The sequence below is a fragment of the Candidatus Hakubella thermalkaliphila genome (genome assembly GCF_013281975.1).
In the GTDB taxonomy this organism is placed as follows: Bacteria; Actinomycetota; Humimicrobiia; order Hakubellales; family Hakubellaceae; genus Hakubella; species Hakubella thermalkaliphila.
The window spans coordinates 1-821 of the sequence record NZ_BLRZ01000361.1; the positions used below are offsets into that span (position 1 = coordinate 1).

Consider the following 821-nt stretch of genomic DNA (forward strand, 5'->3'; position numbering starts at 1 on the left):
TGGCGTGACTGTACTTCAGACGTGGGCTCCTCCGACCTGCCCATCCTGGCCGCTGACGACAAGGCTGGTCTGGCCATAATCCTGGAAGTGCTGCGCACCATTAAAGAAAAAGATCTGGAGGTCGGGGATGTGGAGACAGTTATCTCCTCAGGGGAGGAAGAAGGCCTCCTGGGAGCCAAACACCTGGACCTCAGTCTGCTGAAAGCTGATGTGGCCTTTGTTCTGGATTCAGATGGGCCTCCAGGTGGGGTCACTACCAGGGCACCTTCCTACGACAGCTCAAAGTCCTTAATAGGCAGGGTTTCCTTATCCGTATGGGCGTCTCTTATGCCTATGGGCAAATTCACTGCTGGGATACCATGAGCATTAAAGATGTTAGTATCACTCCCTCCACCTGATGAAAGCGTTCTTGGTTTGAGGCCACATCTCCGGCAGGCTTCCTGGAAAATTCTGACCGGAAGCTGATCTTCTAAGACGTGGAAGGCCTCAAATTCGCGGATAACTTCAGGATGAAAAGTGGCTCCTGCCTCCGCGCAAGCCCTCTGCAGGGCATCGATCATGCTGGCCGTCAGCTCTGCCAGTTTCCTGGGGTCGTGGCTTCTGGCCTCGCCTTCCACGTAGCATTCCTCAGGAACAACGTTTCTGGCCACACCCCCCTTGATCACTCCAACGTTGGCTGTTGTCTCCTCATCGCTCCTTCCCAATTTCATCTGGGATATGGCTCTGGCGGCAGCAGCAATAGCGTTGATGCCCTTCTCCGGACATGCCCCGGCATGAGCCGCCTGTCCTTTGATCCAGGCTTTGATGCTGTCGTAGGAAGG

2 protein-coding genes are annotated in these 821 nt (G+C 55.1%); one reads left to right on the plus strand and one right to left on the minus strand.

The window, feature by feature from the left end; all coding sequences use genetic code 11:
- Nucleotides 1–363 (plus strand): M20/M25/M40 family metallo-hydrolase (locus tag HW443_RS12150; protein WP_176238324.1); only part of this gene is annotated, 363 nt, incomplete at its 5' end.
- Here the strand turns inward: HW443_RS12150 and HW443_RS12155 are convergent.
- On the minus strand, nt 270–821 hold a 552-nt coding region (locus HW443_RS12155; RefSeq protein ID WP_176238325.1), incomplete at its 5' end, for a peptidase dimerization domain-containing protein. The two genes, HW443_RS12150 and HW443_RS12155, sit on opposite strands and share 94 nt — an antisense overlap.